Here is an 18,764-nt window from a genome sequence, read left to right as displayed (position 1 = left end):
CTATGTGTCGCTTGGGATAAACTCGATTTCAAGCATTAATTTAGAAAACTATTATCCTTTCTGCTAATCGAGGTAATAGACTCGCTTCACGCGGGTGCTGATATTGGTGAGCAATTCATAAGGAATCGTCCCGATTTGATCTGCCAGTTCTTTGAGCGAAATCTCCGGACCATAAATGATGGCTTCATCTCCTGCTTGTGCCTCTATTTCTGTAATGTCCACCATCAACATATCCATGCACACATTACCGATAACTGGGGCTTTTTTTCCTTGGATAAGGACATAGCCTTTGCCATTACTAAATCGCCGATCATACCCATCTGCATAACCAATGGAAAGCGTGGCGATTTTCCCTCCATTAGGTAGTGACCCCTTTCGTGAATACCCAACAGTCTCCCCTGGAGCTAAGGTTTTTACCTGTGAAATCGTCGTTTTTAAAGTGGAAATTGGTTGTAAAGAAGTATCGAATCTTCCGGTAACCTCCACTCCATAGAGACCTATTCCCAAGCGGACCATATCAAACTGATAATCTGGAAAAGCAATAATCCCTGCCGAATTCAAAGCATGGCAAATCGGCTTATAGGCTAGAGATTGAAAGATTTTTTCCTTCATCTCATTAAAAACCGCAAACTGCTTCAGCGAAAAGTCTTGATGAATAGATTCATCTGCACCGACCAAATGCGTATAAACAGAGGCAATTTCCAACTGTGGATAAGTTTGGATCAATCTGCCGAGTTCAGCCAGATGCTCCGGTTCAAAACCAAGTCTATGCATTCCAGTATCCAAGTCTAAATGGATTTTCAGCCAGGAATCTTGACGGCTGCACCAGGCCGCTAGGTTTTGGAAAAAAGGAATAGAAAATACGACTGGCTCTAGATCAAATTCCTGACACAAGGAAAACGACTCCTCTGCAGGATTCAAAACCATGATCGGAAGTCGTATTCCTTCTTTTCGTAAGGAAACTCCCTCATCCGTAAATGCGACGGCGAGGTAATCCGCCCCCAAAGTTTGTAAGTGATTGGCGATCTCTGCCGCCCCGCCTCCATAAGCGAAGGCTTTCACCATGACCATGACCTTGGTGCTGGATTTTAATTGCCGTTTATAAAAGTTGAAATTATGAGTAAGTGCATTGAGATTGATCTCGAGAGAAGTTCCATGGATTCGTTGCTGCAATCGATTTACTATCCGCTCGAAGCCAAAAGACCTAGCTCCAGTAATCAGGATCAAATCATTGGCAAATGAATTTGGATCAAGCTCAGAAAGCAGTTCTTCGGTCGAATTGAAGAACCTAAATTTAGAAGCTAGCCCTTTTTCCAAGAGCTTAATATCATCTCCAACTCCATAAACTTCATCAAATTGGTAGCGCTCAATTAGCTCCAAAACTTCTTCATAGAGTGATTTGGCATTTCCTTGCTGAAGCATATCTGAAGTGATGAGGATTTTTTTTCGCTTAGGCCGCTGCTGCTGCATAAAGTCCAGCGCAACTTTCAATCCTGCCAAGTCATTGGTATAGGTATCATCAATAATCAGCGAATCATTGATTCCTGGCTTAAGTGTGAGTCGCATATCCACTGGCTTCAGATGACTGATTCCTTTTTGGATCAGTGCCGGATCCTGGCCTAAAGTAAGTGCAGCGACGATCACATGCGTGATATTCTCTACCGATGCCGCATCTGAAAAAGGAAGTTGAAAAGTATGAGTACTTAGGTCTTCCTTCACTAAAATCAGGCGCGAATGACCTACCTGAAGCTTCAGAGATCTGGTGTAAGCTGAACCGGGGTGATCAGACCAAGAAACTCTTCTATAAGGAGGGAAATGTTCCTCCATTTCACTTTTGACTAACTCCTGATCCTCACAATAAATAATTAGTTCCGCTGATTGAAATAGAGAGAGCTTTTCAGAAAGCTTGGTTTTAAGATCAGGGAAACCTTCCTGATGTGCTGTCCCGATGTTGGTAAAAATCCCCAAATTTGGTTGGATCATGCCAGCCAAAGCAGCCATTTCACCTGATTTGGAGATTCCTGCTTCCAAAATTGCGACCTGATGATCTGGTTTTATTCCAAAAATTGATAGCGGAACGCCTACCTGTGAATTATAGCTTTTTGGGCTTTTTGCTACAGCATAGCTTTGACTTAGGATTTGAGCCAGCCACTCCTTCACGATAGTTTTTCCATTGCTTCCAGTGATTCCAACAACTGGGGATTTGAATTGCTCGCGTGTATATTTTGCGATCTGCTGTAGGGCTAACCTCGTATCCGATACAGCCAGGAATGCCTGTGATCCAAAGGAAGCAGCAAGCTTTTCTCCTGACTCCTTCGGCACCAAAAATACCTCCACACCAAGCTCAATCAAGGCTGGAATGAAATTTTCCCCTTTGGCTTTTGCACCTTGTAAAGCGACAAAAAGTGTTTTCCCAGGGTTGAAAATTTGTCTTGAATCAATACTAATCTGCTCAATCATTCGACTCTTATCCCCTTGGATAAGCTTGCCTTTGGTGATTTCCACCAGCTGTTTGAGGCTAAAACTATTCAGCATCTTTCGACGATTGTTTCTTCTTCTTTTTGAAAAACACCTGCTTTATCCACCGCGGCAGAAAAACTGCACCTAAAATCAAGTATGGATAGTAGGAGAGCAATCTCCACAGAATACTCGTGATAAAAGTATATCCCTCAAGGAATTGAGTGAAAAACTGCCCAAAGAAAAACTCGGCAGTTCCGCTGCTTCCAGGAGTAGGAGAGATCATCATCACGATCCACATGATGACTTGTCTTGCAAAAACAATAATATTTTGCTCGATTGATAAAGGGACAAAAGCCGAAATCAAAGCATTCAACATAAAATACCTAGAGCACCAGATCAATAGGGTCGCACCAACTAAGGGAAGCCACCAGCGAAGATTTTTTCCTGCCAGCTCTTTTGAGGCTTCGATAATTTGATTTCCATATTCATCAGCATCATGTTTCCATTTACTAAGAAACTTGATCGAAAAGAGTTTAATCAACAACCACTTAAATACACGAGGTCTATAGAATAGAGCCAATGCCATCACCAAACTGTAAGAAGCATAAAGGGCATAACTAATCCAGAATATTGCCTGAAGACTATTTTCAAGCTGGGATTCCAAAACCTTGCTCGAAGGAAAAATATTCCCTTGTGCAAAAAAGAGAATAATTGGAGCTCCTATCACAAAGAAAAGATTGTCCAAAATAGCAGTGACCATTACATAGGCAATTGCTCTTCCAAGCTTGATTCCTTCTTTATTCAGGATGAACATCGCCACAGCTGTACCCCCAACCACCGATGGCGTGACTGCAGATGCAAACTCCCAGAGAATAATTACATAAATAGCTCGAGTCCAGGTAAGTTGCTTACCGGTAATTTCTCGAATTCGAAATACATAACCCGCATCTCGAATTAAGATAAACAAGACGGCAACTATAACCCAGGGAATTGAGGCATCAAAAATACCCTTCAAACTATTGGCATTGACAGAGGGGTCAAAGAAAAACATCCCAAATACAATTGCAAGGCCGATAATGACTGGAACCCAAACCTTGTTAGGATTGAGCGTTTGAAAGATTTTTTTGTTATCCAACTTCATACCTAAGCGATTGCCAACGGTTCAGTCTTTTCTACCCAAAAATTGTTGAAGCCTTCACCAATTACAATGGTTACCATCTCCAGTTGAAGAAGCTCCAATATGGCCAGGAAGGTATAGATCACAAAAATTTTATCTGCTTTATATGCAATGAAGTCTGTAAAAGGTACTTGCTTTTTAAAACTGATTTTTTCCAAGACAAAGTCTTTTTGTTGGGTAATGGTGTAAGGATATTGAATTACCGTATGGGTAGTTTGGTCTTCTCTCGAGGCCAATTTGGCCATAGTTCGTTGAAACACCTTCAATAATTTATATAAATCCACATGCTGCATTTCAGCATCTACATCATCTACACTGCTTAGCGCACGTAGTTCTGCCAAAATATTTCCTCGTTTTTCTTTAGAAAGTTGTTCTCCTTCCATTGCTGAAAGGTCTTCAATTACTGATTTATATTTCTTGTATTCCAATAGATTTCTAATCAACTCTTCCCTAGGGTCAATTTCTTCCCCTGCTTCATTCAGCTCAGGCCGAGGCAGGAGCATTCGGGATTTAATCTTCATTAGGGTTGCTGCAAAGAGGATAAAATCACTGGCCACTTCAATTTCCATTTTCTCCAAATGGTGAATGTAATCCAGAAAATCATTGGTAATCTTAGAGATAGGAATATCATAAATATCCAATTCATCCCGCTCTATAAAGAACAGCATCAAATCGAAAGGACCTTCGAATAGGGGTAATTTGATTTCGAAACTCAAAGGATATTTAAATTAATGGTTAATTTTGCCACATTGCAGTCAAAGATATCCAATAAAGGTAAAAATTAATTGGTATGACTGTTGAAAGAACAAAGACAGTAGATACTTACACTAGCGGAAAAACAAAGTTCCAATAGTTATGTTATCTTTTTTTGAAATTGAATAATCCGAATGCTGATACAACCAGGAGAATTATTAGCCCAAATCAACAGTCCGGCTGACCTTAAAAAGTTTCCCAAGGAAAAGTTGGTTCAAATTTGTGATGAGCTGCGCCAATTCATAGTGGACAATGTTTCTGTCTATGGAGGTCATTTTGGGGCAAGTTTAGGAGTGGTTGAGCTTACCGTGGCTCTTCATTATGTCTTAAATACCCCAGAAGATCAACTTGTATGGGATGTGGGACATCAAGCCTATGGCCACAAAATTCTTACTGGTCGAAGAGATCAGTTTCACACCAATCGGATTTATGGCGGTTTATCCGGTTTTCCAAAGCGAAAAGAAAGTGAGTACGATACATTCGGAGTAGGACATTCCAGTACTTCAATTTCAGCAGCCCTAGGTATGGCTGTTGGATCCAAATACAAAAAATCAGGAATTCAGCACGTGGCAGTCATAGGAGATGGATCCATGACGGGAGGAATGGCATTTGAAGCTATGAATCATGCCGGTGTCAGTGATACGAATTTGCTGATTATCCTGAATGATAACTGCATGTCCATCGACCCAAATGTCGGTGCGCTAAAAGATTATTTGACAGACATCACCACTTCGCATACTTATAATAAAGTAAAAGATGAAGTCTGGAAACTACTCGGCAAGCTAAGCAAGTTTGGAAGCAGTGCACAGGAGGTTATTTCAAAGGTAGAAGGAGGAATCAAATCTGCTTTACTCAATCAAAGTAACCTATTTGAATCATTAAACCTGAGGTATTTTGGTCCAGTAGATGGCCACGATGTGAATCATTTGGCAGAAATTCTGAAAGATCTAAAAGATATTCCAGGACCAAAAATCCTTCATTGTGTTACAGTAAAAGGTAAGGGCTATGCCCCAGCAGAAAACGGAAATAAAACTACTTGGCATGCACCAGGTACTTTTGATAAAGTAACTGGCGAAATATATAAGAAGACACCAAGCAAACCACAGGCACCAAAATACCAGGATGTTTTCGGTCATACGCTATTAGAACTTGCTGAGATGAACAATAAAATAATGGGAGTAACTCCTGCTATGCCATCAGGTTCATCGATGAATATCATGATGAAAGCAATGCCAGATCGCGCTTTTGACGTGGGAATTGCTGAGCAGCATGCGGTCACTTTTTCAGCGGGATTGGCTACACAAGGCTTAATTCCTTTCTGTAATATTTATTCGACATTCATGCAGCGGGCTTATGATCAGGTAGTTCATGATGTTTGTCTTCAGAATCTTTCGGTAGTGTTATGTCTGGACAGAGCTGGATTTGCGGGCGCAGATGGACCTACGCATCATGGAGCTTATGATATTGCATATTTTAGATGTATTCCGAATCTGGTAGTTGCTGCACCTATGAACGAGGAAGAACTTCGAAACATGATGTATTCAGGTTCCCTTCACGAAGGACCATACTCCATTCGATACCCAAGAGGAGCTGGAGTGATGCCGGAATGGAGAACGCCTTTTGAGCAAATCCCGACTGGACAAGGCAGAATCGTCAAAGAAGGAGAGGAGATCGCCATCTTAACAATAGGGCATATCGGTAACTATGTCGTCGAAGCAAATAAATTATTTGAAAAAGATGGTTTAAATCCTGCTCACTATGACATGCGATTCGTAAAGCCATTGGATGGAGAATTGCTTCATGAGATTTTCGGTAAATTCAAAAAAGTAATCACCGTAGAAGACGGTTGTCTGATGGGCGGTTTCGGCTCTGCAGTAATCGAGTGGATGACTGATCATGGATATCAAGCCCAGGTGAAAAGATTGGGTATTCCTGACGAAGTAATTGAGCATGGCGAGCAGATTGAATTGCATCGTGAATGTGGCTTTGATCCTGAAGGAATTGCAGAAGCAGTTCGAGACTTATCGGAAGTTTCAAAGATCGCTTAACCATCAAATTACATGTCTCAAATTCATTTTTCTGAAACCGGAAAAGGTCAGCCCGTTGTCTTTATCCATGGTTTCTGTGAAATTGGAGACATGTGGGAAGGCATAGCCACTGCTCTCTCTGATGAGTTTCATGTTTATTATCCGGATTTACCTGGATTTGGAAGAAGTCCATTAGAACAAGATCACATGACTTTGGAAGAAGTAGCAGTGATGCTTGAAGAATGGATGGATGAGAATAAAATTAAAAAACCATTTATAATCGGTCATTCTTTGGGAGGTTATGTTGCTTTAGCCCTTTTAGAGCTTATGGGAAATCAGATCAAAGGAATCGGATTAATCCATTCCACGGCATTGGCCGATGATGAAGAAAAAAAGCAAGCCCGAAACAAGACAATCGCTTTCCTAAAAAAGCAAGGCGTAGAAAAGTTCGTCACCGCTTTTGTTCCCCAACTATTTACTCAAAAGACCAGCAACCTTTTTGAAAAAGAAATAATACTTGCCGTAGATCAGGCTAAAAAGTCTACCCTTCACGGACTTATCGCTTTCACACATGCGATGCGTGACCGAAAATCAAGAATAGCTATACTAGAGGACTTCAAAGGACCTAAGTTAATGATTGCAGGCACGGAAGACGGAGCGGTCAAAATAGAAGCCAGCAGAATTCAGCAACACTTATTTACACAATACCATGAATTAAATGGTGTCGGCCATATGGGTCAGGTCGAGCGAAAAGATGAAGTAATTGAGATTTTGAGGGGGTTTTTGAAGGGGGGATCTCAAATTAGGCTATAAAAAAGCTTTTAGTCAAAAAACCCATTCCTCTCTAAAATTAATAGTTCAGAAAAAGCTTTTAGAATAATAAAGGATTTAGAACCTCTCTTTACTTATGAATAATTATGGCCTCGACTTCGCTCGGCCACCGAAGACCGAACTTAAAAAGAATGGGCGAGAGATTGAAAAGCAGTCAGGCTTTTCAATCTCTCGCCCATTCACTTTAATTAAATAAAAAAGGACCCCGAGCGAAGTCGAGGGGTTAAGATTTGCCTTTACTAAGAGCCTTTAATTTATCATAATCTTTATCGATTAAAGCCTCCTTTTTAGCCTTAGACCAATTTTGAACTTGTTTTTCCCTTGAGAAAGCTAGGTCAATCCTATCAAAGACTTCAAAATATACGAGTTTAACCGGCAGGTGTTTTTTGGTGAAATTTGCACCCAATCCCATTTGATGTTCCGCTATCCTTTTTTCAAGATTTTTAGTACTTCCTGTATAATAATCTCCATTACCGCATTTCAAAATATACATAAATGCTTCCATGTGCTTAGAATCAAAAAGTCTTCTCCAAAATCCTGATCAACCTTTCTAGGTATTTCTGATCCTCAGCGTCAAAATCATCAAGTAAATCACTATCTACATCCAATACCATTACAACTTCCTCTTCTTTAAAAACTGGAATTACAATCTCTGATTTGGATGCTGCGCTGCAGGCTATATGGCCGGGAAAAAGCTCCACATCAGGTACAAGTTGCGTTTTCTTTTCTACCCAAGCTGTTCCACATACTCCTTTTCCAGGGTTAATCCGTGTACAGGCGATCGGACCTTGAAAGGGCCCAAGAACCAATTGATTCCCTTTTACCAAGTAAAACCCAACCCAGAAAAATCCAAAGGCCTCTTTTAGCGCAGATGAAATGTTGGCTAGATTCGCATAGAGATCAGGTTCTCCTGAAATCAAAGCTTCGATTTGAGGGAGAATAGCTTCATACTTTTCTGATTTGCTAGCTTCTGTTGGGATATAGAGATTTTCAGACATGGTAATAAATGTGTAATAAATCGTTTTGAATTGGGTAAATCTCAGAACTGATTTGATTCAAAGCTGGAGCAGAAATTCCTGTCCCAAACTTGTTCTGACTTGTGAATACGCGTGCCTCATCCCAAAGTTCTGCTTCGATAAACTTGGAATGCAAATAGCTTCCTCCTTCTACAATTAGGCTTTGAATGTTCCGATTGATCAATTCCTCCAAGAGTTCGGAAACCTCAAACCCTTGGCTGAGCTTGACATATTCAAGGTTTTCGAATTTTTCAGACTTCTGAGTATTAAAACAAATCGTGGGGATAGTCCGATCAAATAGCTTGAGGGAATTCGGCAACTCAAGCTTACTGTCAATAACCATTCGGATTGGGTTTTTCCCTACCCATTCTCTGACATTCAAGGCCGGGTCGTCAAATCTTGCTGTATTTTTCCCCACCAAAATCCCATCTTCTTCTGTCCTCCATTTATGTACTAACTGTCTGCTGGAAGCATTACTGATCCATTTGGATGAATAATCAGATTTAGCCACAAACCCATCCGCAGTCTGTGCCCACTTTAGAACCACATAGGGTCTCTTTTTTTCAATCTGAGTAAAAAAGCGCTTGTTTAGAATCCGAGCTTCTTTTTCCAAAACCCCTTTAATCACCTCTATTCCAGAATTTTTGAGAATTTTGATTCCTTTTCCTCCAACCAATGGATTCGAATCCACAGCAGCTATCACTACTTTGTTTAACCCTTTTTCTACCAAAAGATTTGCGCAAGGAGGTGTTTTTCCCCAATGTGCACAAGGCTCCAGAGTTACATAGGCAGTCGAATCTTTTAGCAATGATTCGTCTTTTACAGCATTTATTGCATTTACTTCTGCATGTGCTTGTCCATATTTTTGATGGTAGCCTTCTCCGATGATTTTTCTTTCATGAACAATCACGCACCCAACCAAGGGATTTGGACTTACATTACCCCTCCCAAGAGCCGCAAGCTCGAGTGCCCTAAGCATGAAAAGTTCATCCGAGCTGCTCATTGCTTTTTGGTAAAAGTGACTAATTCCAATTGGGTTATGGAAGCAGAATCTACTTGGACGTTCGTGACTCTTTGGGAATTATAAGTAGGATCCTTCGGATCAAAATAAAGTGAGTAGGTGCCTTTTGGAACTCGGAACAGATAGCTGCCAGAAGTATTTACCTGGGTACTGATGGAATCCATTCCTTGAACGAGATAAATAGCCGGTTTTAGCGCAGCTGGAGAAATAGCCCCTTTAACCTCACCTGCACCTGCTCCCAGTATAACAGTAAAAACAGGATCCAACTCAAACGACAAAGGAGCTGTAGAGGTCTGTAAAATTGAAGACTCCAAATCCAAGTCCAGTATAATATCAAAAGCCACTCCTGCCTGCAAGTCCAATGCTGTCTCTAAAGTGACAAATGGATCCTCAGGATTTTGTAGTGGCATATCATAGCCCTTTTTTTCCTGATAGAGACTGTGTCTTTTCCCCATTCTTACCTTAAGTCCAATTATTTTACCAACCGGTAATTCATCCCTTCCGATTATTAGCGCACGTCCAGCCACTAAATCACTAACCCGTATTTTTTTGTCTCCTGTTTTGTATTCAAGATAAAAAGTCTCACTTCCTGTTTCTCTTCCTTCCAGCAAAACTTCCACATCGACCCCTTCAATTTCTACCAAAACTGAATCCCACTTTGCTGGAGTATCCACCAAAACCAGATTGACCAATGCCTTTGGAGAGTCATCGATTTGGCTGCAAGAACCGATGAACAATATCACTATGGCAAAAACAATAAGACTGAAAATAAATTTCTTCACAGGGCAAATTTAGCCCAAAAAGTAAGGCAAAAAAAAAGCCGGTCGAAACCGGCTTAGAAATTATTGCTTAGGTAAAAGGGTAATTGGGTCGATCGTTTTTATTTTACCTTCCTCTACCAGTATCCCATCAAGTATTCTTCCTTGGTAAGATGAGTTTGGCGTAAAAAACAAAGTATAGAGCCCATCATCCATTCCTTGGATTTTAAAGTTTCCATTCTCGTCCACACTAGTGTTGTATTCATCATCTCCTTTAAGTGCCTTCACCGCTACTGGGTAGGCTTCTTTCGGGAATACTTGACCCATCATTCCAGACGCTGCTTCTTTAACATACGCTCTCAATACTGGCTTTAAAATAATATTTCCGGAATTACCAGCCACCACGATCGACTTTTCGACATCAAAGTCAATGACTATATCGTAGGACTTGCCTCCTTCGATATCTTCATTCAATTTGATCTTCAAGCCACTTTGCTGAGCACTTGGAGTTTTAAGGTTCGCCCTTTTTCCATCTTTAACCACATAATTATCATCACCAAGGATAAGTCTTAACTGATCAATTTCGCCTTCAGGAAAATTTTCAGTTCCTAAAAATTGCGAATTTTCGCCCGTCAAATCCAAGAGGTTGACATACTGGCTACCTTCTTCATAAGGAATCTCTACCCAAGAAGACTCATCTGAATCATCAATCGGGTCATTATCTGGATTATTATCATCTGCTTTTATTCTCAAGGCAATCACTTCAATCCAAACTTCATCGAAATCACCAGGAGCATCTACTAGGTAAAAGTTAACTTTTGCAGATCCCGCATCGAGTTCGTCATCTGTATTACAAGAAAATCCAATGGCTGCAATAAGCCCAAGGAATACATAATTTAAAATAGTCTTCATGATAATATTTGGTTTAATCTGACTTAGTAATGGCAAGCGCCATGCCACGGTGTATATATTTTAATTCTAGATTATGCCAATACCTTCTTATTTTTGGGGATGATGAAATGGGAAAAGCTTTTGGCCCGGGGAAGATTTGGAGATCCCCTTGGAACAAATCCGACACAAGCAGCACGAAGTGAATTTGAAATAGACTATGATCGAATTATTTTCTCTGCTCCGTTTCGAAATTTACAAGACAAAACACAGGTATTTCCTTTGCCTGAGCAGGCATTTGTACACACTCGATTAACTCACAGCCTGGAGGTCTCAAGTGTGGGACGGTCATTGGGAAAAGCTGCCGGGGAATTTCTATTAGAGAAGTATCCTGCCTTGCAAAAATCCGGAATCACCTCTTATGAAATAGGAGCTGTTGTAGCAGCAGCAGCGTTAACGCATGACATTGGAAATCCACCCTTTGGACATGCCGGTGAAGAAGCAATCTCAGATTTTTTCCGATTACATCCTGCGGGAAGGTGCTGGGAATCACATTTGCGAAGTGAGCAATGGGCTGATCTCTGCAATTTTGAGGGAAATGCACAAGGCTTTCGAATGCTAGTTTCGAAGCAGTACGGATTGAAGCTTACCTATGCGACTCTTGCAGCCTTTACCAAATACCCAAGGCCGAGTTTCATCCCCCATCGGGATATTGCCCGCCGCAGTCAAAAGAAATATGGTTTTTTCATTAACCAACTGAGTGATTTTGAACAGATGGGAGCTTTCCTTGGTCTGGAGAAATCCAGTCCTGACTGTTGGCTGAGGCATCCACTGGCATTTTTGGTAGAGGCTGCAGATGATATATGTTATAGCATTATAGATTTGGAAGATGGCTGTACACTTGGTTTGGTAGGGTTTGAAGAGACCGTAAATCTGCTTGCACCAATTTTGAAAGATAAGTTTGACCCAAAAAAAATGGAGGGTAGAAGTGCTTCTCAGAATCTTGGGGCACTTCGTGCTTTGGCAATCGGACAGCTCATCAATGAATCGGTCGAAATGTTCGCCAAGTATGAGGAGAGTATGTGTAAGGGGAATTTTGATAAGGCACTTACAGACATCATCCCTTCGGCTAAGGCACTTCAGAAAATCACAGAAGTTTCTGTTCAAAAGATCTACCGATCGAAGGTCGTTTTGGAAAAAGAAGCAGCAGGCTTTCAGGTTTTAGAAGGACTACTATCGGTTTTCTCTCAAGCTCTTTACCATCAGTTTTACAGCCCAGATCAGTTTTCAGGTAAGGATAAAAGTATACTACGCTTGCTTCCGGAAGACTTTCCGCTCAAAGGATGGGGCGCTGAGGTCAATCCTTATCAAATGCTCAGGGCTTTGGTAGATTATATCTCTGGAATGACAGATAAATATGCCCTTAACCTTTATCGAAGGGTTAACGGGATCTCTTTTCCTGGGTCTTAACCCAAAATTTTGTTTCAAACCAAAGGTCATTATTCATTTCCGAATTGTGACCTTTGCTTTTCAAATTCCTATTCAAAATAAAATTATTCTTCGGCTTAAATCTTGTTGGCATTTAAGTCCTTACCAGTGTATTATTCGTAAATAAAAGAAATAGACAATTTCCTCTCAGGGTCAAAATACTGTCTATTCTTCAGTCAAATTGATTATGAAAAAAACAATCTTAATACTATTCGGAATATTTCTTTTTTTATTAGCGTCAGCAATTGCACTTCCATTTATTTTCAAGGATAAAATAGCTGCACGAATAGACCAAGAAATTGCCCAATCTGTGAATGCGAAGGTGATTTACGATATAGATAATATCAGTCTGAGCATTTTTAAAAGGTTTCCTAATATTTCTGCCAATATCAAAGATCTTGGTATTGTTGGGAATGCTCCATTCGAAAAGGACACCTTGGTTTCTTTAAAAGAACTTCAGGTTGATTTCAATTTGATGTCTGTGCTTTTTGAGGAATCTCCAACTCTGACAGGAATTCACCTCAATGGTGGGAATTTATACATCAAAGTATTGGAGGACGGAACAGCTAACTACGATATCACTTATCCATCAGAGGAGGCCATAGCTGATACAGAAAGTAGCATGCAAATAGGAGTCGATCTAATAGAAATAAATGATCTAAACCTTTTGTATGATGATCGCGAACTTGATTATTTCATGGCCCTAACCGGAATCAAAGGCTTGGGAAATGGAGAGTTTACTTCAGATGTGTATGAATTGCCAATCGAAATGGAGGCAATGATTGCTGATATCACTTATGAAGGCACCAGCTATCTTTCCAATAAGACTTTTTCTGGCGAGACCTTATTGAACATCGATATGAAAAACATGAAGTTTACTGTAACTGATGGTGATTTCATGCTTAATGATTTCAATTTTGGAATGACTGGATTCTTGGCGATGCCTTCAGATGATATTGAACTAGACTTGAACTTTAGTGGTAAAGACACTGAATTTAAAAGCTTATTATCGCTTGTTCCCGGTATCTATTCAGAAAGCTTCTCGAGCCTAAAGACATCCGGCACCATGGATTTCAACGGTTTTGTAAAAGGAATCTACAATGACACTAAATTTCCAGCCTTTGATGTTTCGCTGAAAGTTGCTGATGGGATGTTTCAGTACCCCGATTTACCCAGACCGGTAAAAAATGTAAATCTGGACATGCAGTTAAAAAATGAAACGGATAACCTGGATAATACTTCTGTTTCTATCCCAACATTTAATCTAGATTTTGGAAGCAACCCAATTTCCGGGAAATTCTTTCTTTCAGATCTAGTTTCTTATACGATTGATGCAGCACTTAATGGAAAGCTGAATTTAGAGGAGCTAACCTCAATTTTTCCAATCGATGGCATGGCACTGAAGGGGAATTTGGATGTCAATGCACTTGCAAAAGGGCGATATGATTCAGTAGTAGGAATAATTCCGACAATTGATGCCAAGCTCCAACTTGCAAATGGCTTTGTGAAAAGTGAGGAATATCCAGCTCCAATAGAGAACCTGAATGTCAAGGCTTTTATCCAAAATACCTCTGGGAAAATGAATGATTTTCTGGTAGATCTGAGTCAGTTTGGTTTTGAACTGGAGGATGAAGCAATTAACGGTAAATTGAAAATTCGGGATTTTGATCAACTTTTTTGGGATGGAGAAATTATCGGCGGGGTTGATTTGAAAAAAATCCTGACCATTTTCCCGATGGAAGGGATAGAGATGGAAGGAAGAATTAATGCTGATATTATTACGAAAGGTTCCTATGCGGCTGTTGAGGCAGAAAAATACAATCAGATTCAAACAAGTGGTACCATGGATATTTCGAATTTCAAATTCTTGTCCCAAGACATTCCGCAGGGTGTGGACATTTTTTCTGCTAAAGCCACATTTAACCCAAATAATATTTCATTGACAGAATTTGATTCCAAGCTGGGCGAAAGCCATGTTAAAGCAACAGGTATGCTTTCTAATTATATGAGTTACCTGCTGGGTGAGGATGGTACATTAAAAGGCCAATTAACACTAAACAGCCCCCGCTTCAATGTCAATGAGTGGATGAGCGAAGACGCATCTGCAGATTCAGTTTCATCTGAAATGGCAGTTATTGAGCTTCCAAAAAACATTGATTTCACCATGAAAGTGAATGCAGATGAAGTGATTTATGACAATTTGAATCTCAAAGAAATGAAAGGAAATATGACTTTGAGAGATGGAATTTTAAACTTTAGTGATGCCTCCATGCAAACCATGGGAGGAACCATTGCACTCAATGGTACTTATGATCCAAGAGATCTAACAGCTCCAAAATTTAATTTCGATCTGAATATTGCCGAGCTGAGTATTGCAGAGGCTTTCAAATCCTTCAACACTGTAAAAGCATTTGCACCAATTGCACAAAATCTAACTGGAAAATTCAATTCTAATCTGAGTTTTTCCGGTAATCTTGGACAGGATATGATGCCTCTACTCTCTAGTCTGGACGGCAAAGGATTACTTAAAGTCGCTGAAACTGCTTTGAAAGACAGTAAAATCCTGGAGGGAATTACCAGTCTAACTAAGCTGAAAGATGTCAATACGCTTCAATTGAAAAATATTGCCATTCCAATTTCCATAGAAAATGGAGTGATGGATGTGAAACCATTCGATGTAAAACTATGGGATTATGAAGCAAATGTCCAGGGATCGGCTGGTTTCGATGGATCTATAAATTACTTGGTAAATATGCTGATCCCCGCAAATAAGTTTGGATCCCAAGCCACTTCAATTTTAGCTACAATCTCTGGTTCCCAAGTAGATGCGAACACAATGATTCCTTTAGCATTAAATCTATCAGGAACCTATAATTCTCCAAAAATTGCCTTGGCAGGGGGAAACAGTATTGAATCTCTCTTAGCAAATACCTTAAAAGCTAGAGTAACTGGAGAAACTCAGGCTCTTCAAACAAAAGCTACCGAGCAATTCAATGCTGCTCAGGACAGCATCAAAAAAGAAATGAAACTGAAAGCTGAAGTAATTCAAGACAGCGTTAAAAAAGAACTTGAAAAACAAGCTGATGTCACGAAGGATAAAGCTGTGGAAGAAGCAAAGAAACTCTTAAAGGGATTTTTGCCAAAACCAAAACCAACAACAAAACCAGATACCACCACAGTCAAGAATAACTAAGATATCAAAAGCAAAAAGCCCCGAGTCGAAAGATTCGGGGCTTAGTTTTTTCAAAGCGATTTCTATTGCGTACTAGATCTGGTCCTTATTGAGGAATATCCAGTCGTTAACAAACTAGTTTTTAAACTCTATTTCGTTGACAGATACTAGTATATCTTCTGACCTCGCATCCGGATTTTTGAATACGAAATAAACATCATGCTTTCCAGTAACTGCAGATATGGCTGTACTTGGTTTCGCGGAATATCTTCTTCTCAAATCTACTCTTGAAGCTACTTCTGTTGATTTGAATTCACCTTCCGGAGCTTCAGTTACTTTTTCGGTTTTCCCTACTAATTTTCCCGTTGGGGAATCCAATCTTATCTCTACCAAGGCTCCTTTGGCATCATCAATAGCATTTATACCTAAATAAAGGATAATTTCTTTTATCCCTGTCATGTCCAAATCTTTAAAGCCAATGTAAGATTGATCTCCCACCATAAAGAAATTAACATTCGGTTTGGAAGATAATTGAACTCCTTTTCTTACTTCTGAAAGTATTGGATCCAGAAAAGGATTTCGTAAGGCAACAAAGTCTTCACCTGTCAATGATGAAATGTTTCCAGACCCTTTATCAGAATAAAAGGCTCTTAACAAATATCCTCCCTGACCATCTTCGCCCTCAGGAACTTCCGGACTCAATTTACCTTCCAAAGGAAGAGAAGCCACATTTGGATTCACATCATTCAAACTGAAAATATAATCTACCATTCGCTTGGCATCGGCTTCAGACAATTGTGGGTGAGCACTCATGCCATAGTCTCCCCAAACCCCACTTCCACCTTTAATTATCTTCCTTACCAGCATATTGACATTTTCCGGATTATTTGGATACTTTTTGGCAACTGCAGCATAGCTCGGACCAATGGAAGTCGAGTCATATTGATGACATGATTTACAATCACTCGCCTCTATAAGATTACGTCCAATGCTAAGCACAGCATTAGTTTCCACACCTATTTGTTTTGAAGCCAGTTGTATTGGGTCAAATCCTGATGGAACATAATCAAAAGTTACAGCGACTTCTTCTGGCTTGATAGCACCGTTTGTGGTACTTCCATCCTCTTTGTCCGTCACCACAACTTTATACTCCAGTGACTTATCCCCAAAATAGAAGGTCCTGTTTTTCCCTTTAAAATCAATGCTTACTTCAGGCAGATCATTCCCTGCCACTACTTCAAGACTAGCCGAATTAGATTGTCCTTTCGTATCAGTTACGGTAAGCAAGACTTTATAAATTCCAGGTGTTTCAAAAGTGTAAGAAGCATCCTGACCATTAAGATTTACAGTAGCTCCATTGACAGAAGTAATAGCCCAGTTATAGGTAAGTTTTCCCTCATCATAGTAATCCTCATCATTTGTTCCCGCAGAAGAGAAATTAGCAGTAAATGGAATGGCTCCGGCTAATTTATCAGCACTCACATTCACAGTTGGTCTTCTATTTCCTCTATTGTATTCAATCTTTACAATTCGAGAATCGCGGTTTCGTTTAAACCACCCTTCACCATATTCAAGAATGTATAGTGCCCCGTCTGGACCAAAATCCATATCTATTGCAGAGCTAAATGTCTCCTCTGGAAGGAATCTCTCCATAGATTTGTAATTACCATTTTCATCCATGCTCACAGACATAATCCAGCCTCTCATAAAATCAACGATTAACCATTTTCCTTCATAGTATTCTGGAAAAACAAAAGGAGCATCTCTAGCAAAATCTTTTCTTCTGAAAACCGGTCCGCCAGTTGCGCTTCGTGAAGAACTTTCTAACAATGGAAAATCTTCCGAAACATCATAGGGATACCAGATCATGGCAGGTATAACCGGAGTAGGCAATTCTCTTAAGCCCGTATTATTGACAGATTCATTGACAGGATTGTTCACATCAAATGGTTCTCCGTAGGTGTCTGTGAAAAAATCGTGTCTAGTGTATGGCTGATTATTACCAATAAAATAGGGCCATCCAAAAAAGCCCGGGCCTTTAGCCTGATTGAATTCATCATATCCTCTAGATCCTCCAATAGAATCACTATCGGCATCCGGCCCTATTTCTCCCCAATACAAATACCCTGTTTCACTGTCCAGAGTAACCCTCCAAGGGTTTCTATGTCCCATGGTATAAATTTCAGGCTTGGTTTTATCAGTACCTACGGGAAACAAATTTCCTTCTGGAATAGTATAAGTTCCATCGTCTTCAGGATGGATTCTTAGAATTTTACCTCTCAAATCATTCGTATTCCCAGCAGCCCTTTGATCATCAGATCCTTCAAAACCAGGCCTTTCATCCAAGCTAGAAGCACCTGATTTTGGGTTTTCTGTATTATTTCCAACAGTCAGATAGAGATTTCCCTCCTTGTCAAAGACCATTCCTCCACCAGTATGGTTGTAACCTCTATCAATTGGTATGACCAAAAGAATTTTTTTTGATTCCTCGACTAGGGTACTTCCATTGAGTTCATATCTAGCCAAAACATGTTTAGGATCTACTGGATCTGCATAATAAATGAACACCCATGAATTTTTTTCAAATTCTGGATGAACGACCACTCCCATTATTCCTTCTTCGGTTTCACTGACGACTCCATCTTTGTTAGTGTACTTGGTGTTAACGGGAATTGTCCCTGCCAATATGGTTTTCCTTGTTTCTTGATCTAAAATCTTTACAGCTCCTTTTCTTTCTACAAAAAGAATTCGATTATCAGGAAGAAACGTCATTGCCATTGGCTCATCCATTCCTTCTATTAAGACAACTTTTGAGAATCCTTCGGATTTTTGACAAGCACTTACAACTCCTACTACGAAAATGAAGGAAAAAAACCTCCATATATTATTCGCCAAATGGTTCATAAAAAAGTTCTTTGTTATTTATTAATAATGAAGTTCTTATTAATTCGTGAGATTGTCAAAATAATTTGTAATTATCAGAGCTTCGCCATCAGCCAGATTTCCTTTGATCAACAGGTTTTTATTCGTGTTGCCAAAAGAACGAAGATGTCAGATAAAGCCACAGTCAAGGATAAAAGCAAAATGCCCCAGACCAAAAGGGTCGGGGCATTTTTTTGAGTATGAAAACAAAAATATTTTTACAGACTTTTAAAAGCCGAAGTGATATGACT

General features: G+C 39.9%; 13 protein-coding genes. 4 read left to right on the top strand and 9 right to left on the bottom strand.

The features are described 5' to 3' along the window. Positions 1-63: 63 nt before the first annotated feature. The 3 genes from BVC88_RS01210 to BVC88_RS01200 are packed head-to-tail and all read right to left on the bottom strand — an operon-like array spanning position 64 to position 4,353. Positions 64-2,535 (bottom strand): bifunctional UDP-N-acetylmuramoyl-tripeptide:D-alanyl-D-alanine ligase/alanine racemase, encoded by a 2,472-nt coding sequence (locus tag BVC88_RS01210; RefSeq protein WP_075348818.1) that lies wholly within the window; start codon positions 2,533-2,535, stop codon positions 64-66. Continuing rightward, a complete protein-coding gene (locus BVC88_RS01205) occupies positions 2,525-3,601 on the bottom strand; it encodes a lysylphosphatidylglycerol synthase transmembrane domain-containing protein (protein WP_075349412.1) in 1,077 nt (358 codons plus the stop codon). The genes BVC88_RS01210 and BVC88_RS01205 overlap by 11 nt, the downstream gene beginning before the upstream one ends. Positions 3,602-3,603: 2 nt before the next feature. Next, positions 3,604-4,353 carry a segregation and condensation protein A gene (locus tag BVC88_RS01200; protein ID WP_075348817.1) on the bottom strand — a complete coding sequence of 250 codons (750 nt, stop codon included), beginning with the start codon at positions 4,351-4,353 and terminating at the stop codon, positions 3,604-3,606. 171 nt (positions 4,354-4,524) lie between these two features. On the opposite strand from BVC88_RS01200, the gene dxs reads away from it, so the two are divergent. Beyond that, positions 4,525-6,438 carry a 1-deoxy-D-xylulose-5-phosphate synthase gene (gene dxs, locus BVC88_RS01195; protein ID WP_075348816.1) on the top strand — a complete coding sequence of 638 codons (1,914 nt, stop codon included), beginning with the start codon at positions 4,525-4,527 and terminating at the stop codon, positions 6,436-6,438. A gap of 12 nt (positions 6,439-6,450) precedes the next feature. After that, positions 6,451-7,230, top strand: a complete 780-nt coding sequence (locus BVC88_RS01190; protein WP_075348815.1) for an alpha/beta fold hydrolase — start codon at positions 6,451-6,453, stop codon at positions 7,228-7,230. Positions 7,231-7,471: 241 nt separating this feature from the next. Here the strand turns inward: BVC88_RS01190 and BVC88_RS01185 are convergent, their stop codons facing one another. From BVC88_RS01185 to BVC88_RS01165, 5 genes are read right to left on the bottom strand one after another with little or no spacing between them, the layout of a single operon-like run. Next, positions 7,472-7,753, bottom strand: coding sequence for a GIY-YIG nuclease family protein (locus BVC88_RS01185; protein WP_075348814.1), 282 nt, complete (start codon positions 7,751-7,753; stop codon positions 7,472-7,474). Positions 7,754-7,763: 10 nt separating this feature from the next. Continuing rightward, positions 7,764-8,246, bottom strand: a complete 483-nt coding sequence (locus BVC88_RS01180) for a GAF domain-containing protein (RefSeq protein WP_075348813.1) — start codon at positions 8,244-8,246, stop codon at positions 7,764-7,766. After that, positions 8,239-9,267 (bottom strand): bifunctional diaminohydroxyphosphoribosylaminopyrimidine deaminase/5-amino-6-(5-phosphoribosylamino)uracil reductase RibD, encoded by a 1,029-nt coding sequence (ribD, locus tag BVC88_RS01175; RefSeq protein WP_245803569.1) that lies wholly within the window; start codon positions 9,265-9,267, stop codon positions 8,239-8,241. The genes BVC88_RS01180 and ribD overlap by 8 nt, the downstream gene beginning before the upstream one ends. Continuing rightward, the gene (locus tag BVC88_RS01170) at positions 9,264-10,067 is read right to left on the bottom strand and encodes a DUF4382 domain-containing protein (protein WP_075348812.1); all 804 of its coding nucleotides are present in this window, start codon (positions 10,065-10,067) and stop codon (positions 9,264-9,266) included. The genes ribD and BVC88_RS01170 overlap by 4 nt, the downstream gene beginning before the upstream one ends. 60 nt (positions 10,068-10,127) lie before the next feature. Continuing rightward, positions 10,128-10,955, bottom strand: coding sequence for a DUF4382 domain-containing protein (locus BVC88_RS01165; RefSeq protein ID WP_075348811.1), 828 nt, complete (start codon positions 10,953-10,955; stop codon positions 10,128-10,130). 102 nt (positions 10,956-11,057) lie between these two features. On the opposite strand from BVC88_RS01165, the gene dgt reads away from it, so the two are divergent. Beyond that, on the top strand, positions 11,058-12,401 hold the full coding sequence (gene dgt / locus BVC88_RS01160; RefSeq protein WP_083638999.1) for a dGTP triphosphohydrolase: 1,344 nt from the start codon (positions 11,058-11,060) through the stop codon (positions 12,399-12,401). Between the two features lie 205 nt (positions 12,402-12,606). Beyond that, positions 12,607-15,612, top strand: a complete 3,006-nt coding sequence (locus BVC88_RS01155) for an AsmA-like C-terminal region-containing protein (RefSeq protein WP_075348809.1) — start codon at positions 12,607-12,609, stop codon at positions 15,610-15,612. A gap of 114 nt (positions 15,613-15,726) precedes the next feature. On the opposite strand, the gene BVC88_RS01150 is transcribed toward BVC88_RS01155, so the two are convergent. Continuing rightward, entirely contained in the window at positions 15,727-18,495 is a 2,769-nt protein-coding gene (locus BVC88_RS01150; RefSeq protein ID WP_075348808.1) for a PQQ-dependent sugar dehydrogenase, read from the bottom strand. Between the last annotated feature and the right edge of the window lie 269 nt (positions 18,496-18,764).

It is taken from the genome of Algoriphagus marinus, from assembly GCF_001936475.1.
Classification (GTDB): domain Bacteria; phylum Bacteroidota; class Bacteroidia; order Cytophagales; family Cyclobacteriaceae; genus Algoriphagus; species Algoriphagus marinus.
The sequence above is the reverse complement of the archived record's forward strand: the minus strand, read 5'-3'. Positions and strand labels throughout refer to the sequence as shown.

Excerpts from the sequence above, each read along its gene's own strand:
- BVC88_RS01210 (WP_075348818.1), bottom strand. The coding sequence starts at position 2,535 with ATGCTGAATAGTTTTAGCCTCAAACAGCTGGTGGAAATCACCAAAGGC.
- BVC88_RS01205 (WP_075349412.1), bottom strand. The coding sequence starts at position 3,601 with ATGAAGTTGGATAACAAAAAAATCTTTCAAACGCTCAATCCTAACAAG.
- ribD (WP_245803569.1), bottom strand. The coding sequence starts at position 9,267 with ATGAGCAGCTCGGATGAACTTTTCATGCTTAGGGCACTCGAGCTTGCG.
- dgt (WP_083638999.1), top strand. The coding sequence starts at position 11,058 with ATGAAATGGGAAAAGCTTTTGGCCCGGGGAAGATTTGGAGATCCCCTT.
- BVC88_RS01155 (WP_075348809.1), top strand. The coding sequence starts at position 12,607 with ATGAAAAAAACAATCTTAATACTATTCGGAATATTTCTTTTTTTATTA.
- BVC88_RS01165 (WP_075348811.1), bottom strand. The coding sequence starts at position 10,955 with ATGAAGACTATTTTAAATTATGTATTCCTTGGGCTTATTGCAGCCATT.
- dxs (WP_075348816.1), top strand. The coding sequence starts at position 4,525 with ATGCTGATACAACCAGGAGAATTATTAGCCCAAATCAACAGTCCGGCT.
- BVC88_RS01180 (WP_075348813.1), bottom strand. The coding sequence starts at position 8,246 with ATGTCTGAAAATCTCTATATCCCAACAGAAGCTAGCAAATCAGAAAAG.
- BVC88_RS01190 (WP_075348815.1), top strand. The coding sequence starts at position 6,451 with ATGTCTCAAATTCATTTTTCTGAAACCGGAAAAGGTCAGCCCGTTGTC.
- BVC88_RS01185 (WP_075348814.1), bottom strand. The coding sequence starts at position 7,753 with ATGGAAGCATTTATGTATATTTTGAAATGCGGTAATGGAGATTATTAT.
- BVC88_RS01150 (WP_075348808.1), bottom strand. The coding sequence starts at position 18,495 with ATGAACCATTTGGCGAATAATATATGGAGGTTTTTTTCCTTCATTTTC.